Below are 17,844 nucleotides of genomic sequence, written 5' to 3'. Positions count from 1 at the left end.
AATAGATCAATGAATTATATTTTTATACCTAATATTTTTTTTGTATTTTCTGTTACCTTAAATCTATCATCTAAACGATTTCCTATGATTAAAATAATAGATCCATTTCCATTAATTAATAACCATGTATGTTCTTTTTCCAAAAGAGAAAATTTTTTTTCCTTATAATATTTGCTTAATTTTTTTTTTCCTTTCATTTTAAAAGGAAAAAAAAAATCTCCTTTTTTCCATGTTCTTAATAATAATGGAAATTGAATTTTTTCAAAATCTATAAAAAACATATTTTTTCTATTTTCTTTTTTTGGATCAAAAAAAATCTTCATATCAACAGGTAATAACATTTTCTTAAAAATTTTAATGTTCGGTATTATGTAAGTCTTATTTTTATTTTCTGATAAAAATTTATGAGAAACTAAAATCCAATCATTTCTACTTTTAATAATACGATAAGTTTTGGATATAAGTTGTTTTCCAGATTGTGCATCAATAAGCTGTTTCATACTTTTGATATCATTAAATCCATATGGAGAAAATAATTTAAATAAATAAAAAGACAAAGGTTTTAATTGTTTTATTTTTTTACATTCTATTCTCCAAAAAAATGGAGAATTTTTTTTTTCCATCGTAATTTCTTTACGAACCTTTTCTATTTTTTTTTCTATTAAAAAATTTTCATAATGAAGATAATTTATAGTTTTTTTTAATCCATTGTGAAAAGAAAATGATAAAGAATAAAATGTAGATAAAACCGAACGAATTTTATTTCTTAAATATTTAACTTCTTGGTTACTGCTATCCGATCTCCATTTTATATTTTTTATTTTTGCATAATGTAAAATTTCTTTTTTAGTAAAATCAGAAAGAGGTCGAATAAATTTTTCATTTTTTTTAGGTATTCCTAATAAACCCTTAATCCCTGTTCCCCTAAAAATATTTATAAAAAAAGTTTCTATAGAATCATCAAAATGATGTCCTAATACCATATATTCATATGAATTTTTTTTTAACAATTTTTCAAACCAATTATATCTGAGTTTTCTAGCGGCCATTTGTATAGATAATTTATGTTTTTTAGAAAAATTTAAAGTATCAAATTTTTTTACATGACATACTAAACTTCGTTTAAAACAAAAATTTCTGATAAAAATTTCATCTTCATTGGATTCTTTATTTCTTAAGGAAAAATTACAATGTGCTACTTCTGATTCAATTTCAGGAATATTAAGGAACAAATTTATAAGAACCATACTATCTAATCCTCCACTTACAGCCACACATACTTTCTTTTTATTTAACGAATCAAATGAAAAATATTTTTTAATTTCATCCAAAAAAAAATGATCACATGAGATTTTTTTCATGACAGTTTCAAATAATTAATAGATTTAATAATTTCTTTAACAATATCGTTTTTAGACTTTCCGTATACATTTACTCTTTCTAAAGATTTTTCATAAAAATAGATTCTTTTATATAAATGTTTTATTACAAATCTAAATAATTCATTTTTAGATAAATGAGAAATTAAAGGTCTTGTTTTTTTTTCTAAAAATAATCTCTTAAATAAAGTGTAACTATCTGTTTTTAAATAAAATGTATTTGAATATTTGTTTAACAAATAAATATTATTATAAAAACAAGGTGTCCCTCCTCCAACTGATAAAACATATTTATTTTTTTTCTTCAAAATTTTTTTTAACATAGAATGTTCTGTTTTTCTAAAAAAAAGTTCTCCCTTTTTCTTAAAAATATTACAAATAGAATCATTTTTTTTTTTAACAAGAAGAGCATCTAAATCATAAAAATCTAAATTTAACTTTTTAGATAGCATTTTTCCTATCGTAGTTTTTCCACTTCCCATATAACCAATTAAAGTGATTTTCATAAAAACATAAAAATTATAATTATATTTGCTGAAACAAACTAATCACTATCACTATTCTTGTATCTCAATAGAAGACCTGATAGCTCAGATGGTAGAGCATTACACTTTTAATGTAAGGGTCCTGGGTTCGAATCCCAGTCAGGTCATTTTCTAGTTCTTTTAAAAAATTTCTAGCACAACAGGACAATGATCAGAATACTTTACTTCGGGCATGAGATAAGCATTTTTTATTTTATTTTTTAAGGGCTCGCTAACCATAGCATAATCAATTCTCCATCCTTTGTTATTTTTCCTAGCATTAAAACGATAACTCCACCAACTATAATGATGTTCTTCTTGAACAAAATTTCTAAAACTATCTATGAACCCTAAATTTAAAAAATGAGTCATCCATTTTCTTTCTTTTGGTAAAAAACCGGAAACTACTTGATTTCGAATAGGATCATAAATATCTATTTCACGGTGACAAATATTATAATCTCCACAAACAATAAGATTATTCAATTTGTTTTTTATTTTCTTTATATGTAAAAATAAATTTTTCATAAAAAAAAATTTAAAATTTAATCTTTTTCCCATATCATTTCCTGAAGGAACATAAAGACAAATTATTGATATATCTTCTAAATCTACACGTAATACTCTTCCTTCTTTATCTATTGAATCCAATCCAATTCCATATTTTACATGAATTGGTTTTTTTTTGCATAAAATCCCCACCCCACTATATCCTTTTTTTTTTGAAGGGAACCAATAATGATAATAACCCAAATGATCAAAAATACTCATATTTATTTGTTCAGAAAAGGCTTTTATTTCCTGTAAACATAAAACATCTGGTTGATTGATTTCAATCCAATTTGATAATCCTTTACGAATTCCTGATCGAATTCCATTTATATTATAACTAATAATTTTCATCATTTTAAATTTTTATAAAAATAGACTAGATTAAGTTATTTCATAAGGTTAATTATAAAATATTCAAAATAGTTTTATATTTGCCGTTATGTATTGAAATGCATTAATTTGATCTACTAAAACTTAAAAAGCTTACAAGAGTAAGCTTTTATTATTTTTTCCTGTATGTATTTATTTGAATTATGGATAAACTGAAAATAGCTATTCAAAAATCGGGTCGTCTTTATGAAGATTCTATCAAGTTACTGAAAGACTGCAGCATTGAAGTGAATATTGGCATAGATAAATTAAAAACAACGGCACTTAATTTTCCATTAGAAGTCCTTTTTCTTAGAGACGATGATATTCCTCAATATTTAGAAGATGGAGTAGCTGATATAGGAATTGTTGGAAAAAATGTTCTTCTAGAAAAAAGAAAAAAGATAAGAATCAAAGAAACTTTAGGTTTTGGAAAATGCAGGCTATCTATAGCCGTTCCTAAATCTATATCTTACAATAATATTAATGATTTAGATGGGAAACGGATTGCCACAAGTTATCCTTTTTTGGTTAGAGAATTTTTCAAAAAAAGATATATAAATGCAGAAATTCATGAAATATCTGGAGCTGTAGAAATCGCTCCTGGAATAGGATTGGCAGATTGTATTTGTGATTTAGTCAGTAGCGGTTCCACGCTTTTTATGAACGGATTAAAAGAAGTGGAAACAGTCCTTCAATCTGAAGCAGTATTAGCTTCACATCTACATTTAAGTTCCCCACAAAATATCATAATGGAAAAATTATTATTTCGAATTAGAGCTGTAAAAAAAGCTAAAAATAACAAGTATATACTATTAAACGTTCCCAATGAAAAATTGAAAAAAATAATATCTTATCTTCCGGGAATTAAAAGTCCAGTTATTTTACCTTTAGCAAATTCAGAATGTAGTTCTGTACATTCTGTTGTCAATGAAAATGATTTTTGGGGAATAATAGAAAATTTAAAATCACTTGGAGCTCAAGATATATTAGTCCTTCCTATAGAAAAAATTATACTATAAAAATAGAAATATGAATATGATTCAAGTATATATTCACCCTCCAGAAAAAACATGGAAATCTATTTCAAATAGAGCTTTACAAAATATTTCTCACTTAAAAAATTTAGTGGATCCTATTATTGATAATGTTAAAATTTATGGAGATGTTGCTTTAAAAGCTTATACAAAAAAATATGATCATGCAGATATAAAATGCATTCAAGTCACAGAAGAAGATTTAGATAAAGCTCATGTGAAAATTTCAAATCGTTTAAAAAAATCTATTGACATTGCATATCAGAATATAAAACATTTTCATCAAAAACAAATATATGAGGAACCTTCAGTAGAAATTTCAAAAGGAATTTCTTGTTGGAGAAAAACAATTCCAATCGAAAAAGTAGGTTTTTATATTCCAGGAGGATCTGCTCCTTTATTATCTACTGTGTTAATGTTAGGAATTCCTGGAAAATTATCAGGATGTAAAAACATTATATTATGTAGCCCCCCAAATAAAGATGGAGAAATTCATCCATCTATTTTATACACAGCTAAATATGTAGGAATTACACGTATATATAAAGTAGGAGGAGCACAAGCAATTGCATCTATGGCTTATGGAACTGAAAGTATTCCTTCTGTATACAAAATATTTGGTCCTGGAAATTCTTATGTCACGATTGCTAAACAAATTGTATTCCAAAAAGGAATTGTATCTATAGATATGCCAGCAGGACCTTCGGAAGTAGCAATTATGGCTGATGATACAGCAAATCCAGAATACGTTGCTGCTGATTTATTATCTCAATCTGAGCATGATTCAGAAAGTTATATTCTTTTGGTTACCACAAATAATCAATCTTGGGTAGAAGAAGTTAAAAAAGAATTAAAAAAACAATTTTTGGATATTTTTTATAATAAGCGAGATATTGTTAAAAAATCTTTGAAAAAAAGCAAAATAATTGTTCTTACCTCTTTAGATAAATGTTTGACTTTACTAAATCAAATTGCTCCAGAACATTTAATTATTAATTGTAAAAATGCTTCTTATTGGGGAGAAAAAGTAATTAATGCTGGATCTGTTTTTTTAGGAAATTATTCTCCAGTTAGTGCAGGAGATTATGCTTCTGGAACAAATCATGTATTGCCTACATATGGGTATGCCAAATATTATAGTGGACTATCTATAGATAGTTTTGTAAAAAAAATTACTTTTCAAAAAATATCCAAAAAAGGATTAAAAAATTTATCGGAATGTGTCAATGTTTTATCTTCTGAAGAAGGATTATTAGCACATAAAAAATCTATTAATATTCGATTAAAATAAAATGAATTTTAAACGTAAATGCATGAATAAGTTTAATTTGAATTCTCTAATCAGAGAGAATATTTTAAATATAGATCCTTATATATCTGCGAGAATAGAACATAACAAAGAAAAAAATTCTATTTTTTTAGATGCTAATGAAAATTCTTTCGGATCTCCTTTATCTTTTTTAAATTCTTATAATAGATATCCGGATCCTTTGCAAAAGGAATTGAAAAAAAAAATATCGGAATTGAAAAATATTTCTTCATCTCAGATATTTTTGGGAAATGGAAGTGATGAAATTATTGATTTGGTATATCGCATTTTTTCTCGTCCAAAAATGGATCATGCTATTATTTTTCCTCCCACTTATGGGATGTATGAAGTTAGTGGAAAAATTCACGGAGTGGACATCAGAAAAATTTTTCTTACAGAAGAAGATTATCAATTAAATTTTTATGAAATAGAAAAAATTATCAATCAATATAGTAAAATTATTTTTATTTGTTCGCCGAACAATCCTACTGGAAATGATATTAAAAGAGAATATATTGAAAATATAATAAAAAAATTTACAGGAATTGTCGTTTTAGATGAGGCGTATATAGATTTTTCAAATCAAAAATCTTTATCTATAGAAATTAATAAATATCCAAATTTAATCATTATGCAAACACTTTCTAAATCTTGGGGATTAGCAGGATTAAGAATAGGAATTGCCATTGCTTCTAAAGATATTATTCAATGGATGAATAAAGTAAAATATCCATATAATATCAGTGTTCTTTCTCAAGAAATGGCTATTAAAGCTCTAGAAAATAAAGATTTATTTTTTTTTCATTTAAAAAACATTCTTTCAGAAAGGGAATATATGCGAGAGTATTTAAAAAAAATCCCTATCATTCAAAAAGTATATCCTAGTTCCGCCAATTTTTTATTAGCAAAAATTAATCATTCCTCAAAAAACCTTTATCAATATCTAATGAAAAAAAAAATAGTTGTTAGAGATCGTTCAAAAATCATTTTATGTAATAATTGTTTAAGAATTACAGTAGGAACTCATGAAGAAAATGAGTATTTAATAGATCAAATTCAAAAATATTCCATTCAAATCAAAAAATAAAAATACGATGAAAAAAATATTGTTCATTGATAGAGACGGGACTATTATATTAGAAAACCATACAACTTATCAAATTGATTCTATTGATAAAATCAATTTTTATCCAAAAATTATATTTTTCTTGTCAAAAATAGTGCAAGAACTAAATTACGATTTAGTAATGGTATCTAATCAAGATGGTTTAGGAACAGATCAATTTCCTGACAAGATTTTTTGGCCTATACATAATCATATATTAAATATTTTAAAAACTGAAGGCATAAATTTTATTTCTGTTCACATAGATAAAACTTTTCCAGAAGAAAAATCAATCAATAGAAAACCTGAAATAGGAATGCTAAAAAATTATTTAAAATCAGATTATTACAATATTTCCGAATCTTTTGTCATTGGAGATAGATTAACAGATGTTTTATTAGCTAAAAATTTAGGATGCAAATCTATATGGATTAAAAATAGTCCTCATTATAAAAATTTAACACAAGAAGAAAAAAATTACTTGTCTAATATAGATGAAAAAGACCTAAAAAAAACAATATCCTTAAAAACGGACAGTTGGGAAAAAATTTATGAATATTTATCATCCATCACAACTAAAAAATTCGTTCATCAAAGAACGACATTAGAAACAAATGTTAAAATTACTATTTCTCTTTATGGAAAAGGAAGAACTCATATTCAAACAGGACTTAGATTTTTTGATCATCTTTTACAACAAATAGCATTTCATGGTTCTATAGATTTGAATATTCAAACTAAAGGAGATCTTTGTATAGATGATCATCATACTATAGAAGATACTGGAATTACTTTAGGTGAAATTTTTTATCAATCTTTGGGAAATAAAAAAGGAATAGAACGTTATGGATTTTATTCTCTTCCTATGGATGAAAGTTTATCTACAATAGCACTAGATCTTGGAGGAAGAAGTCAATTATTTTGGAAAGTAAAATTTTTAAGAGAGAAAATAGGGAAAATTTCTACTGAAATGTTTTCACATTTTTTTAAATCTTTTTCTTTGTCTGCCAGATGTAATTTACATATTCATGCTATAGGAAAAAATGATCATCATAAAATAGAATCTATTTTTAAATGTTTTGGAAAAGCGATAAAAATGGCAATACAAAAAAACTCTTCTACTAAAATACCTAGTACTAAAGGTATAGTATAAAAACTTTTAAATATTATGAATATGAAAACGATTATCATAAAATATCCTGCAGGAAATGTGCAATCGGTTCTTTTTTCTTTAGAAAGAATAGGAGTACAAGCAAAAGTAACAGATTCCAAGGAATCAATTCAAAATGCAGAAAAAATTATTTTGCCTGGTGTTGGAGAAGCTAATTTTGCTATGAAATATTTAAAAGAAAAAAAATTGGATTTACTTTTGTCAAAATTAGAACAACCTGTATTGGGAATATGTTTGGGCATGCAATTACTTTGTAAATATTCAGAAGAAAGCAGTACTACATGCATAGGTATTTTTGATTTATTAGTAAAAAAATTTCAATCTAGCGATAAAAATGAGAAAATTCCTCAAATAGGATGGAACACAATTCACAAACTGAAAGGTCCTTTATTTGAGAATATACCAAATGGTAGTTATCAATATTTTGTTCATAGTTATTATGTCCCTTTAGGAAAATATACTACGGCAAAGACAGAATATATAGTCACTTACAGTGCCGCATTGCAAAAAAATAATTTTTATGCTGTACAATTTCATCCAGAAAAATCTTCTTATGTAGGACATAAAATATTAGAAAATTTTATTCGATTATAAATTTATGAGAATGGATATTATAGTAGCTATAGATTTGATTGACGGTAAATGTGTTCGATTAATACAAGGAGATTTTAAAAGAAAAAAAATTTATAATAACAACCCATTAGAAATGGCTTTTTTATTGGAAAATCATGGAATTTCTAGACTTCATTTAGTAGATTTAGATGGAGCAAAAAAAGGAAAAGTTATTCATTGGAAAATTTTAGAAAAAATAGCAAAACATACACATTTAATTATAGATTTTGGAGGAGGAATTCATTCTGAAGAGGATATACGAACTGTATTTGAAAGTGGAGGACATATGGCTACTGTTGGAAGCGTAGCAGTTCAAAAACCTTTTCTTTTAAAAGAATGGATTTATACTTATGGAGGAGATAAAATATTATTAGGGATAGATGTTAAAAATAATAAAATAGCAATAAATGGATGGACTAAATTCATTGAATTTCCTTTTTTAGATTTTTTACAGGAAAAAAGTAATCATGGAGTTAAAAAAATTTTTTGTACAGACATCTCTAGAGATGGAGTTTTATCAGGTCCTTCTTTTATTTTGTATAAAAAAATTATCGAAAAATTTCCAGACATTGAATTCATTGCAAGTGGAGGAATTAGTACCATGGATGATGTAGACAAATTATTTAATTTGGGTTGTAGTGGAGTTATTGTTGGAAAAGCTATATATGAAAATAAAATATCATTATCTCATCTAAAAAATTGGAAAAAAAAAAGAAATAATAATAATTAAATATGTTAGCTAAACGTATCATCCCTTGTTTAGATATAAAAAACGGAAGAACAGTAAAAGGAGTAAACTTCAAACATTTAAAAGATGCTGGAGATCCAATACAACTTGTTTGTTGGTATACAAAACAAGGAGCAGATGAATTAATATTTTTGGATATCACAGCTACAAATGAAAAACGTAAAACATTAATTAGCTTAGTGAAAGATATTTCTCGTCATATTAATATTCCTTTTACGGTTGGTGGAGGAATTAAAGAGGAAAGAGATGTAGAACTTTTGTTAAATGCGGGAGCAGATAAAATATCTGTAAACACTGCTGCTTTTAAAAATCCAAACCTTTTAGAACATTTTTCTAAAAGATTTGGAAGTCAATGTATTGTATTAGCTATTGATACTAAATATGAGAAAAATGAATGGTGGGTATATTTAAATGGAGGAAGAATTTCTACTCAAATGAAAACCTTAGATTGGGCTAAGGAAGGAACCAATAGAGGAGCAGGAGAAATATTATTAACTTCAATGAATCATGATGGAACAAAAAATGGATTTGCATTAGATATTACCAAAAAAATATCTGAAAATATTTCCACCCCAGTTATTGCTTCAGGTGGAGCTGGAAAATTAGAAGATTTTTATAAAATATTTGAAAAAGGAAAAGCAGATGCTGCTTTAGCTGCCAGTATATTCCATTATAGAGAAATAGAAATCCCAAAATTAAAATTTTATTTAAATCATCTTCACATCCCTGTAAGAAGGGAAGAAGGGCAATAGAAAAACATATAAAAAAATGATAGATTTTAAAAAAGGGTTAATTCCTGTTATAGTTCAAGATTCAAAAACCGATAAAGTGTTAATGTTAGGTTATATGAATCAAGAAGCTTATAAAAAGAGTATTAATGAAAAAAAAGTAACTTTTTATAGCAGATCTAAAAAAAGATTATGGACTAAAGGAGAAATTAGTAAAAATTATCTTTTTATTGAAGATATATTAATAGATTGTGACGAAGATACATTATTAATTAAAGCAAAACCAGCAGGGCCTATTTGTCATCAAGGTTCGGATACGTGTTGGAAAGAAATAAACAATAAAAATTTTTTATTTCATTTAGAAAATATAATATCGCATAGAATTAACAAAAAAAAAGAAAACTCTTATATATATCAATTATCAAAAAAAGGAATCAACAGGATATCCCAAAAATTAGGAGAAGAAACAGTAGAACTTATCATTGAATCTAAAGATGATAATCAAAATTTGTTTTTAAATGAATCTGCAGATTTACTTTTTCATTATCTCATTCTTTTGAAAAAAAAGGGATTCGAAATACAAGATGTCATTAATATTCTTGAAAACAGACATTCGAAATCTTACTAAGGAATATTTAACATTTTATGAATTTGAAGAGAAATTCTCCATTTAGGATTTTCTTTAATATAAGAAATTATTTTTGGAATAATTCTAAAAATATTAGTCCATTCGGGCTGTAAAAATAAAAAACAATTTTTAGATTTAACATAATTAGCTTGTTCTTCTGCAAAAAAGAAGTCATTTTCATCCGAAATAATAATTTTTAATTCGTTAATTTTTTTGTAATTTTCTTGTATAGGTCGTTTTATTTTTTTAGGAGAAATTGTAATCCAATCCACATATTTTTCTTTTATAGGATAAAAACCTGAAGTTTCAATATGAATACGATATTCTTTTTTTTTTAATTTTTTAATTAAAGGATATAAGTCCCACATCATCGGTTCTCCTCCAGTAATTATTACAGTTTTCACTTTATAATTGTTAATATTAGCAATAATTTTATGAATTGGAACAAAATCTTTTTTCTTTATATTCCAACTTTCTTTAGTATCGCACCAATCGCATTTTATATTACATCCTTCAAAACGAATAAAATATGCAGCTATTCCATAAAAATGTCCTTCTCCTTGAATAGAATAAAATGATTCTTTGATAGGATAGCTGATTTCTTTCATTCTTATAATTAAAATATTATTTATCTATTGTTTAATGCTGCTATTAAAGTATTTTTTAGTAACATAACACGGGTCATAGGCCCTATTCCTCCTGGAACAGGAGTTAAATAAGAAGCCTTTCCATAAACACTATAGAAATCAACATCTCCTAATATTTTTTTTTCATTATTGTGTATTCCAACATCTATAATGATTGCTCCTTTTTTAATCATTTTTCCTTTAAGAAATCCTGGAATACCTACTGCTACTACAATAATATCAGCTTGTTGAGTGTAATATTCTATATTTTTAGTTTTACTATGTGTCAATGTAACGGTGCTATTTCCAAGATTACTATTTCTACTCATGAGTAGACTAATTGGTCTTCCTACTATTCTACTTCTTCCAATGATAACAGTATATTTTCCTGATATTTGAATTTTATATCTTTCTAAAAGAGTTAATATTCCTAATGCTGTAGCAGGAAAAAAAGTTTTCATATCCAAAGCCATTTTTCCAAAATTTTCAGGATGAAATCCATCCACATCTTTTTTAGGATTGATAGATAAAATTACTTTGTCCTGATTTATATGTTTTCCTATAGGGAACTGTACAATAAAACCATCTATACATGGGTTTTGATTCATTTTTATTATTTCTTCTAACAATTCTTCTTCTAAACAATTAACAGGTAAATGTTTTAAAGAATATTTGATTCCTATATTTTTACATTCTTTAATTTTGTTATTAACATATGTTATACTAGAACTATTATTTCCTGTTAAAATAATTCCAAGATGAGGGACACGTTTGTTTTTATTTAGTATTTCTTTTTTTATAATTTTATATATTTCATTTCTTATTTCTTTAGCTAATAAAATTCCATCTAGTAATTTAGTAGTCATTTCCTAATTTCTATTTCTTTTGTTAATTGAATAAATTCTTTTACAGATAATTCTTCTGCTCTTTTTTCTAAAAATGGTATTTTGTGAAAATTTTGAATATGATTAAACAATTGTAAAGAATTTTTTAACTTTTTTCTTCTTTGATTAAAAGCAACTTTAACACATTCAAACAACATATTTTTATTACAGTAAATAGTTTCATTTTTTCTTATTAAAGAAATAACTGCAGATTGTACATTAGGAACCGGAAAAAATACCTTTTTTTTTACAGTAAAAAGATATTTTACGTTGTAAAATGTTTGAACTAAAACTGATAAAATTCCATAAGTTTTTTTTCCTTTATGAGATGTAATTCGTTTTGCTACTTCCTTTTGAAACATACCAATACATTCTGGAATATATTGGTTATATTTTAAGATATGAAATAATATTTTAGAAGAAATATTATAAGGAAAATTTCCAATAATAGCAAAATTTTTCAAGTTAATTTCTTCCGGATTCCATTTCAAAAAGTTTTTATGAAAAATTCGATTTTTTAAAATCGGAAAACTTTTTTTTAAAAAAAAAGTTAATTCTTTATCAATTTCTATTAAAAAAACATGATTGCATGGATTAGTTAACAAATATTGAGTTAAAACGCCTAATCCCGGTCCAACTTCTACTACTGTATTATAATTTTTAAAAGAAAGATAATTGACAATTTTTTTGGCGATATTTCGATCTTTTAAAAAATACTGATCAAATTTTTTTTTAAAAAAAAATTTATGCATTCGCATAATGCAAATATAAAAAAATATTATTTTGTATCTTGTGTGCATAAAAACGTATTACCTAGACGAGAAAGAAATATGCTTCAAATCTCTTTCATACGAAGAAACAAAGAAAAAATTTTATTGGGATTAGAAAAACGTAATTTTCATAAATTATATTTAATAAATGAAATATTAATTTTAGACGAAAAAAAAAAAATAATTCAAAATATTTTAAATAAAAAATTAGAAAAAGAAAATTTAATATCAAAAAAAATAGGGAAAATTTTAAGTTTACATAATAATGATTACCAAATCCAATCTTTGAAAGAAAAATCTGTCTTCCTAAAAAAAGAAAGAAAAAGTGTTAATATTCGATTAGAAAAAATTTCAGAAATTTTAAAAAAAAAATTAAATCAAATTCCTAATGTTCCAGATGAAAAAGTAAAAAAAGATTCTAATGATCTTCTTCTTCAAGAAGGAGAGATTCATTCTTCCATTGTAGATCCTTTACCCCATTGGGAATTATCAAAAAAATTTTGTTTATTTGATTCAAATTTGGGAACAAAAATATGTGGATCTGGTTTTTCAGTTTATATGGGAAAAGGAGCAAAATTACAAAGAAGTTTAATTCAATATTTTCTAGATCAAAATATACAAGCTTCGTACAAAGAATATAACTTACCTTATCTTATTAATGAAAAATCTGGATATGCTACGGGACAAATTCCAGATAAAGAAAATCAAATGTATTTCATAGAAAAAGATAATTTTTATTTGATTCCTACTGGAGAAGTTCCTATTATGAATTGTTATAGAGATAAAATTTTTACAGATTTAGATCTTCCTATTAAAGCAACTACTTATACTTCTTGCTTTAGAAGAGAAGCAGGTTCTTATGGATCTAAAGTTAGAGGGTTAAATCGATTACACCAGTTTGATAAAGTTGAAATTATTCAAATAACTACACAAAATTCTTCTTCTTTTTCTCTGAACGAAATGATTTTACATGTTAAAAGTATTTTAAAATCTTTAAATTTACCTTTTCGTCTTGTCCGTTTAAGTGGTTCAGATCTTGGATTTTCTTCATCTATAACTTATGATTTCGAAGTTTATTCTATTGCACAAAAAAAATGGCTAGAAGTAAGTTCTATATCAAATTGTACTAATTTTCAATCCAATAGATTACATCTTAGATATAAAACTATTACAGGGAACATAGAATTATGTCATACACTTAATGGGAGTGCTTTAGCACTGCCAAGAATTATGGCAGCTTTATTAGAAAATAATCAAACTAAAAATCAAATTAATATTCCTAAAGTGTTGGTTCCTTATACAAAATTTGATCATATTAAGTAAAAATTTTTATTTTATGAAAGTGACTGAGCATATAGATAAAGCAAAGAAAAGTTTATTTTCTTTTGAAATATTACCCCCTTTGAGAGGACGTGATATTAAAGATATTTTTTCTACTTTAGATCCATTAATGGAATTTTGTCCTCCATTTATAGATGTAACTTACCATCGTGAAGAATTCATTTATGTAGAAAAAGATAATGGACTTTTACAAAGAAGAAAAATTTCAAGACGTCCAGGGACCGTAGGAATTTGTGCAGCTATTATGAATAAATATGGAATAGACGCAGTTCCTCATCTAATCTGTGGAGGATTTAGTAAGCAAATGACGGAAAATGCTTTAATAGATCTAAATTTTTTAGGGATTGATAATGTGTTGGTTCTCCGAGGTGATCCTCTAAAATCTGAAAATAGTTTTTTTGCACAAAAAGATGGACACAAATACGCTGCAGAACTTGTAAAACAAGTTAAAAATTTAAATATAGGAAAATATCTTGATAAAACTTTTGTTGAAAAGAAAAAATCTACATTATTTGATTTTTGTATTGGAGTCGCAGGATATCCGGAAAAACATTTGGAAGCTCCAAATATAGAAAGTGACTTGTTTTTTCTGAAAAAAAAAGTAGAAGCAGGAGCTGATTATATTGTGACTCAAATGTTCTTCGACAATAAAAAATTTTTTTCTTTCGTAAAAAAATGCAGATTAGAAGGAATTTCTGTTCCTATCATCCCTGGTCTAAAACCTATTTCTTCGAAAAAACAATTAAACGGGTTACCCTCTAGATTTAATTTAAATATTCCTAATGAATTGGTTAAAGAAGTAGAAAAAGAAAAAGATAAAAAAAATGTATTTCATATTGGAATTGAATGGGCAATTCATCAATCTAAAGAATTAAAAAACTCTGGAGTAGAAGTGATTCATTATTATACCATGGATCGACCAGAAAATATTTACAAAATTGTTCAAGCTGTTTATTAAATTAATCAAAATTTTAAATAAAGAGTTTTTTTTATGGCGCTGATTATTTTTTCTTCATTAGGAAACCAAGTTTTTATCAAATTATAAGCATAAGGAGCAGGTGTATCTAACAAAGATATCCTATAAATAGGAGCATCAAGATAATCAAATGCTTTTTTTTGTATAAAATATGAAACTTCGGAAGCGATAGATGAAAAAGGCCATGATTCTTCCAAAATCACTAAACGATTAGTTTTTTTTACAGAAAATAAGATGGATTCATAGTCTAAAGGACGAATAGTACGAATATCTATGACCTCTACACTAATATTTTCTTGATCTAATTTATATGCTACATTTAAAGCTATTTTCATAATCTTTCCGAAAGAGACTAAACTTATGTCGGTTCCTTCTTTTTTGACTTCTGCTTTTCCTATAGGTATAATATACTCTTCATCTGGAATCATCATTTTATCTCCATACATTTGTTCAGATTCCATAAAAATTACTGGATTATTATCTCTGATAGCAGATTTTAAAAGACCTTTTGCATCATAAGGATTGCATGGAATTACTACTTTTAATCCAGGACAACTTGCATACCAACTTTCAAAAGATTGAGAGTGTGTAGCCCCTAATTGTCCAGCATAGCCAGTAGGACCTCTAAAAACAATAGGAATATTCCATTGTCCTCCACTCATATAGCGTATTTTTGCAGCATTATTGATTATTTGATCCATAGCAACTAAAGAAAAATTAAAAGTCATGAACTCAATAATAGGTCTACATCCATTCATAGCAGATCCAACTCCTATTCCAGAAAATCCTAATTCTGATATGGGAGTATCAATAATTCTTTTTGGTCCAAATTCTTCTAGCATTCCTTTAGAAGCTTTATAAGCTCCATTGTATTGAGCAACTTCTTCGCCCATGAGATAAATACTATCATCTCTTCTCATTTCTTCACTCATAGCTTCTGCTATAACTTCACGGAAACTTTTTTCTTTCATAATATATGAGGTGTCAATTTTTCATAAAAAAAAATATAAAAAAACGGAAAAGAATGATTTTCCTTTCTTTTCCGTTAATGAAAAAATTAGATCAACTTTTATTTTTATTTCTTTCTTGTCTTTCTTTTTCTTTTCTTTCTTTTCTTTCTTGTCTTTCTTTTTCTTTTCTTTCTTTTCTTTCTTTTTCTTCTTTATCTCTTTCTTTTTTTACAAAAAATGCTAATTTTTTTTGTAAATCCATTTTTACACTTCTTGCTTCTCTTATTGATTTAACTATATTATACAATAAATCATTTTTATCTTTAAGTATTTCGAATTTTTCATCACTAAATTTTTTTTCGTCTTCAAAATCTTTTTTAGCTTTTTTTTCCGCTTCTGAACCTACAGGCTTAGACCTCATTATCTTTTTTTTATTTATAATTTCTTGTAAAATCCCCTTTTGAAATTCTACGATTTTACGAAATTCACTATAATGTATGTTTTTCTCTTCTTCTAGCTTTCCTATTTTTTCTCCTATTTCTCTAATTTCCATATATAAGTCTTCTATATTTATGTCATTCTCTATCTTATTATAATTTTCATAATCAACATTAGAATAACGATAATAAGAAGGATCATCTAGGGGAAAGTCTGTTATTGGATCTCCTGTAGGCTCTACATTTTCTTGGGAAAATTTAGATGTTTTTGAGTATTCTATAGAAGAAGTATTTTCGTCAGATTCTTCTTCTTCTGAAAAAGTGATATTATCATTACAAGAAATAAGAAATCCTAACGATATAAAAATTGTTGGAATCAAAAATTTAAAAGAAGTATTCATAATAAAAATTTTTAATATTATTGTTAAATATATAAAAAAAATTATTACATTATTCTGTTTTATTATTGATTGATATAACAATAAAAATGAATTAAATATCCTTATTTAGGATATTTGAATACAGTGTTTAAATTGATTAAGATTTATTTATAAAATTCATATATTATTATGGATAAGTTTATTAGATTATCTATACGGGGAATATCCTTAAGTCAAATACAATCTGGTATATATGTTTTATTGCTTGAAGAAGAATCTGGAAGAATAAAACTTCCAATTATTATAGAGAGTTTACAGGCTCAATCTATTGCTTATGCTTTGGGAAAAAGAGATCTATCCAGATCTTTCACACATGATTTATTTCTTTCTTTTGCAAAAGAATTTCATATTATATTAAAAGCTGTAGTTATATATAAATTAGTAAATGGAATATTTTTTTCTTATATTTTATTGGAAGGGAATGGCATAGAAGAAGAAGGAAAAATAAAGAAAAAAGAACACAAAATAGATTCTAAAACATCGGACGCAGTTGCTTTAGCTGTGCGTTTTCAAGCTCCAATTTATACAACAAGAGAAATTTTTGATAAAGCGGGCATTTATTTTGAAAATGGATCATCTAATGATACGACTGAAACAAGTATGGAAAATAGTGGGATTCTTTTTTTTAAAGAAAAAAGTCAACAAGATTTAGAAAATATGACAGAAAGAGATTTGAATGCTTTATTAAATCATGCAGTAATCAATGAATGTTATGAGCTTGCTGCACGAATAAAAAAAGAATTAGATAGAAGAGAATAATTATTTTTTTCTTTCAAATCTAATAAAACTGTAGTTAAATAAATGATATTTATCTTTTTCGTAAACAAATTCACACGTTTTTTTCCATTTTTTTGTGTCTATTTTTGGAAATTTTGTGTCTCCATGAAATTTTTTATGAATTAATGTTAATTCTATGATATTTGCTTTTTCAATTGTAGAGGCATATGTCTTTTCTCCTCCTATAACAAATATTTTTTTGCATGTTAAATTTTCTATTTCTTTGATAGAAGAAACAATTCTAATATTTTTTTTATTTTTCAAGTATAAAAAATTCATTTTATTTTTTGTTAGTATAATATTTTTTCTTTTTGGAAGTATTTTTCCAATGGATTCGAAGGTTTTTCTTCCCATTATAATTGTCTCTCCCATAGTTAAATTTTTAAAACGTTTTAAATCATTAGGTAAATGCCACATTAATTGATTATTTTTTCCTATAAATCCATTTTCTGAAATAGCAGCAATCAAAACAATTTTCATG

At 25.7% G+C, this 17,844-nt stretch carries 20 protein-coding genes and 1 tRNA gene; 12 read left to right on the top strand and 9 right to left on the bottom strand.

Annotation, left to right across the window (positions count from 1 at the left end; all coding sequences use genetic code 11):
* Nucleotides 1-14 precede the first annotated feature (14 nt).
* Entirely contained in the window at nucleotides 15-1,361 is a 1,347-nt protein-coding gene (tilS, locus tag BGIGA_RS01035; protein WP_014726528.1) for a tRNA lysidine(34) synthetase TilS, read from the bottom strand.
* Complete coding sequence (locus BGIGA_RS01030) at nucleotides 1,358-1,885, bottom strand: shikimate kinase (RefSeq protein ID WP_014726527.1); 528 nt, start codon at nucleotides 1,883-1,885, stop codon at nucleotides 1,358-1,360. Before BGIGA_RS01030 ends, tilS begins: the two co-directional genes overlap by 4 nt.
* 73 nt (nucleotides 1,886-1,958) lie before the next feature.
* Between BGIGA_RS01030 and BGIGA_RS01025 the strand changes: the two genes are divergently transcribed.
* Nucleotides 1,959-2,031, top strand: a tRNA-Lys gene (locus BGIGA_RS01025).
* Between the two features lie 13 nt (nucleotides 2,032-2,044).
* Here BGIGA_RS01025 and BGIGA_RS01020 read toward each other — a convergent pair.
* Nucleotides 2,045-2,806 (bottom strand): exodeoxyribonuclease III, encoded by a 762-nt coding sequence (locus tag BGIGA_RS01020; protein WP_041178338.1) that lies wholly within the window; start codon nucleotides 2,804-2,806, stop codon nucleotides 2,045-2,047.
* A gap of 182 nt (nucleotides 2,807-2,988) precedes the next feature.
* Here BGIGA_RS01020 and hisG point away from each other — a divergent pair, with 182 nt between their 5' ends.
* From hisG to hisIE, 8 genes are read left to right on the top strand one after another with little or no spacing between them, the layout of a single operon-like run.
* Entirely contained in the window at nucleotides 2,989-3,846 is an 858-nt protein-coding gene (hisG, locus tag BGIGA_RS01015) for an ATP phosphoribosyltransferase (protein WP_014726525.1), read from the top strand.
* Nucleotides 3,847-3,856: 10 nt separating this feature from the next.
* Complete coding sequence (gene hisD / locus BGIGA_RS01010) at nucleotides 3,857-5,152, top strand: histidinol dehydrogenase (protein WP_014726524.1); 1,296 nt, start codon at nucleotides 3,857-3,859, stop codon at nucleotides 5,150-5,152.
* Between the two features lie 22 nt (nucleotides 5,153-5,174).
* A complete protein-coding gene (gene hisC, locus BGIGA_RS01005; protein ID WP_041178377.1) occupies nucleotides 5,175-6,257 on the top strand; it encodes a histidinol-phosphate transaminase in 1,083 nt (360 codons plus the stop codon).
* Nucleotides 6,258-6,264: 7 nt separating this feature from the next.
* Nucleotides 6,265-7,428 (top strand): bifunctional histidinol-phosphatase/imidazoleglycerol-phosphate dehydratase HisB, encoded by a 1,164-nt coding sequence (gene hisB / locus BGIGA_RS01000; RefSeq protein ID WP_014726522.1) that lies wholly within the window; start codon nucleotides 6,265-6,267, stop codon nucleotides 7,426-7,428.
* 21 nt (nucleotides 7,429-7,449) lie between these two features.
* Nucleotides 7,450-8,040 (top strand): imidazole glycerol phosphate synthase subunit HisH, encoded by a 591-nt coding sequence (gene hisH / locus BGIGA_RS00995; protein ID WP_041178376.1) that lies wholly within the window; start codon nucleotides 7,450-7,452, stop codon nucleotides 8,038-8,040.
* 10 nt (nucleotides 8,041-8,050) lie between these two features.
* The gene (hisA, locus tag BGIGA_RS00990) at nucleotides 8,051-8,788 is read left to right on the top strand and encodes a 1-(5-phosphoribosyl)-5-[(5-phosphoribosylamino)methylideneamino]imidazole-4-carboxamide isomerase (RefSeq protein WP_041178375.1); all 738 of its coding nucleotides are present in this window, start codon (nucleotides 8,051-8,053) and stop codon (nucleotides 8,786-8,788) included.
* A 2-nt stretch (nucleotides 8,789-8,790) separates the two neighbouring features.
* Nucleotides 8,791-9,558 (top strand): imidazole glycerol phosphate synthase subunit HisF, encoded by a 768-nt coding sequence (gene hisF / locus BGIGA_RS00985; protein WP_014726519.1) that lies wholly within the window; start codon nucleotides 8,791-8,793, stop codon nucleotides 9,556-9,558.
* A gap of 16 nt (nucleotides 9,559-9,574) precedes the next feature.
* Entirely contained in the window at nucleotides 9,575-10,162 is a 588-nt protein-coding gene (gene hisIE / locus BGIGA_RS00980) for a bifunctional phosphoribosyl-AMP cyclohydrolase/phosphoribosyl-ATP diphosphatase HisIE (protein ID WP_014726518.1), read from the top strand.
* Here hisIE and BGIGA_RS00975 read toward each other — a convergent pair.
* Genes BGIGA_RS00975 through rsmA form a run of 3 tightly spaced genes read right to left on the bottom strand, consistent with a single transcriptional unit; the run spans nucleotide 10,159 to nucleotide 12,424 of the window.
* Nucleotides 10,159-10,770, bottom strand: coding sequence for a 7-carboxy-7-deazaguanine synthase QueE (locus tag BGIGA_RS00975; RefSeq protein ID WP_014726517.1), 612 nt, complete (start codon nucleotides 10,768-10,770; stop codon nucleotides 10,159-10,161). The two genes, hisIE and BGIGA_RS00975, sit on opposite strands and share 4 nt — an antisense overlap.
* 20 nt (nucleotides 10,771-10,790) lie before the next feature.
* Nucleotides 10,791-11,654, bottom strand: coding sequence for a bifunctional 5,10-methylenetetrahydrofolate dehydrogenase/5,10-methenyltetrahydrofolate cyclohydrolase (locus BGIGA_RS00970; protein ID WP_014726516.1), 864 nt, complete (start codon nucleotides 11,652-11,654; stop codon nucleotides 10,791-10,793).
* Nucleotides 11,651-12,424 carry a 16S rRNA (adenine(1518)-N(6)/adenine(1519)-N(6))-dimethyltransferase RsmA gene (gene rsmA / locus BGIGA_RS00965; RefSeq protein ID WP_041178337.1) on the bottom strand — a complete coding sequence of 258 codons (774 nt, stop codon included), beginning with the start codon at nucleotides 12,422-12,424 and terminating at the stop codon, nucleotides 11,651-11,653. Before rsmA ends, BGIGA_RS00970 begins: the two co-directional genes overlap by 4 nt.
* Before the next feature lie 78 nt (nucleotides 12,425-12,502).
* Here rsmA and serS point away from each other — a divergent pair, with 78 nt between their 5' ends.
* Both serS and metF read left to right on the top strand, forming a co-directional pair.
* Entirely contained in the window at nucleotides 12,503-13,765 is a 1,263-nt protein-coding gene (serS, locus tag BGIGA_RS00960; RefSeq protein WP_014726514.1) for a serine--tRNA ligase, read from the top strand.
* Between the two features lie 13 nt (nucleotides 13,766-13,778).
* Nucleotides 13,779-14,741, top strand: a complete 963-nt coding sequence (metF, locus tag BGIGA_RS00955; RefSeq protein ID WP_014726513.1) for a methylenetetrahydrofolate reductase [NAD(P)H] — start codon at nucleotides 13,779-13,781, stop codon at nucleotides 14,739-14,741.
* Nucleotides 14,742-14,746: 5 nt separating this feature from the next.
* Here metF and BGIGA_RS00950 read toward each other — a convergent pair whose 3' ends face one another.
* Nucleotides 14,747-15,730, bottom strand: a complete 984-nt coding sequence (locus tag BGIGA_RS00950; RefSeq protein WP_014726512.1) for a pyruvate dehydrogenase complex E1 component subunit beta — start codon at nucleotides 15,728-15,730, stop codon at nucleotides 14,747-14,749.
* A gap of 91 nt (nucleotides 15,731-15,821) precedes the next feature.
* Nucleotides 15,822-16,547 (bottom strand): hypothetical protein, encoded by a 726-nt coding sequence (locus BGIGA_RS03150; RefSeq protein WP_014726511.1) that lies wholly within the window; start codon nucleotides 16,545-16,547, stop codon nucleotides 15,822-15,824.
* Nucleotides 16,548-16,715: 168 nt separating this feature from the next.
* Here BGIGA_RS03150 and BGIGA_RS00940 point away from each other — a divergent pair, with 168 nt between their 5' ends.
* Nucleotides 16,716-17,345 (top strand): bifunctional nuclease family protein, encoded by a 630-nt coding sequence (locus tag BGIGA_RS00940; protein WP_014726510.1) that lies wholly within the window; start codon nucleotides 16,716-16,718, stop codon nucleotides 17,343-17,345.
* On the opposite strand, the gene BGIGA_RS00935 is transcribed toward BGIGA_RS00940, so the two are convergent.
* On the bottom strand, nucleotides 17,346-17,843 hold the full coding sequence (locus BGIGA_RS00935) for a dihydrofolate reductase (RefSeq protein WP_014726509.1): 498 nt from the start codon (nucleotides 17,841-17,843) through the stop codon (nucleotides 17,346-17,348).
* Nucleotide 17,844 lies beyond the last annotated feature (1 nt).

This window comes from Blattabacterium sp. (Blaberus giganteus), assembly GCF_000262715.1.
Classification (GTDB): domain Bacteria; phylum Bacteroidota; class Bacteroidia; order Flavobacteriales; family Blattabacteriaceae; genus Blattabacterium.
Note: the sequence above shows the minus strand (reverse complement) of the source record. Positions and strands in the feature narration are given on the sequence as shown.

Bases quoted from the DNA above. Each gene is read 5' to 3' on its own strand.
- BGIGA_RS00970 (WP_014726516.1), bottom strand. From the start codon at position 11,654: ATGACTACTAAATTACTAGATGGAATTTTATTAGCTAAAGAAATAAGA.
- BGIGA_RS00935 (WP_014726509.1), bottom strand. From the start codon at position 17,843: ATGAAAATTGTTTTGATTGCTGCTATTTCAGAAAATGGATTTATAGGA.
- hisIE (WP_014726518.1), top strand. From the start codon at position 9,575: ATGATAGATTTTAAAAAAGGGTTAATTCCTGTTATAGTTCAAGATTCA.
- hisA (WP_041178375.1), top strand. From the start codon at position 8,051: ATGGATATTATAGTAGCTATAGATTTGATTGACGGTAAATGTGTTCGA.
- hisF (WP_014726519.1), top strand. From the start codon at position 8,791: ATGTTAGCTAAACGTATCATCCCTTGTTTAGATATAAAAAACGGAAGA.
- tilS (WP_014726528.1), bottom strand. From the start codon at position 1,361: ATGAAAAAAATCTCATGTGATCATTTTTTTTTGGATGAAATTAAAAAA.
- hisH (WP_041178376.1), top strand. From the start codon at position 7,450: ATGAAAACGATTATCATAAAATATCCTGCAGGAAATGTGCAATCGGTT.
- rsmA (WP_041178337.1), bottom strand. From the start codon at position 12,424: ATGCATAAATTTTTTTTTAAAAAAAAATTTGATCAGTATTTTTTAAAA.
- hisB (WP_014726522.1), top strand. From the start codon at position 6,265: ATGAAAAAAATATTGTTCATTGATAGAGACGGGACTATTATATTAGAA.
- hisC (WP_041178377.1), top strand. From the start codon at position 5,175: ATGAATAAGTTTAATTTGAATTCTCTAATCAGAGAGAATATTTTAAAT.
- BGIGA_RS03150 (WP_014726511.1), bottom strand. From the start codon at position 16,547: ATGAATACTTCTTTTAAATTTTTGATTCCAACAATTTTTATATCGTTA.
- BGIGA_RS00975 (WP_014726517.1), bottom strand. From the start codon at position 10,770: ATGAAAGAAATCAGCTATCCTATCAAAGAATCATTTTATTCTATTCAA.
- BGIGA_RS01030 (WP_014726527.1), bottom strand. From the start codon at position 1,885: ATGAAAATCACTTTAATTGGTTATATGGGAAGTGGAAAAACTACGATA.
- BGIGA_RS00950 (WP_014726512.1), bottom strand. From the start codon at position 15,730: ATGAAAGAAAAAAGTTTCCGTGAAGTTATAGCAGAAGCTATGAGTGAA.
- metF (WP_014726513.1), top strand. From the start codon at position 13,779: ATGAAAGTGACTGAGCATATAGATAAAGCAAAGAAAAGTTTATTTTCT.
- serS (WP_014726514.1), top strand. From the start codon at position 12,503: ATGCTTCAAATCTCTTTCATACGAAGAAACAAAGAAAAAATTTTATTG.
- hisG (WP_014726525.1), top strand. From the start codon at position 2,989: ATGGATAAACTGAAAATAGCTATTCAAAAATCGGGTCGTCTTTATGAA.
- hisD (WP_014726524.1), top strand. From the start codon at position 3,857: ATGAATATGATTCAAGTATATATTCACCCTCCAGAAAAAACATGGAAA.
- BGIGA_RS00940 (WP_014726510.1), top strand. From the start codon at position 16,716: ATGGATAAGTTTATTAGATTATCTATACGGGGAATATCCTTAAGTCAA.
- BGIGA_RS01020 (WP_041178338.1), bottom strand. From the start codon at position 2,806: ATGAAAATTATTAGTTATAATATAAATGGAATTCGATCAGGAATTCGT.